Source organism: Paenalicyclobacillus cellulosilyticus, from assembly GCF_014647315.1.
Taxonomy (GTDB): Bacteria; Bacillota; Bacilli; order Alicyclobacillales; family Alicyclobacillaceae; genus Alicyclobacillus_J; species Alicyclobacillus_J cellulosilyticus.
In genome coordinates, this window is record NZ_BMOY01000101.1 from 1 (window position 1) to 258 (window position 258).

1 protein-coding gene is annotated in these 258 nt (G+C 48.8%); it reads left to right on the forward strand.

Features of this window, described 5'->3' with window-relative positions; genetic code table 11:
- On the forward strand, positions 1 to 258 hold a 258-nt coding region (locus IEX97_RS12970; RefSeq protein ID WP_188883520.1), incomplete at both ends, for a homocysteine S-methyltransferase family protein.

Sequence of the window (258 nt, forward strand, 5' to 3'; positions counted from 1 at the left end):
CATACGTGGAAGAGCTTTCTCGTATTTCTGAATCATTTGTTTCCGCACACCCTAACGCAGGTTTGCCGAATGCTTTTGGAGAATATGACCTTTCTCCAGAAGATATGGCAGAGCATGTAAAAGAGTGGGCTAGCAGCGGCTTTTTAAATCTGATTGGTGGCTGTTGTGGTACAACGCCGGAGCATATTCGCCAAATGGCGCAGGCCGTTGAAGGTGTTACACCTCGCGCTTTGCCAGATTTGCCTGTGGCTTGTCGTC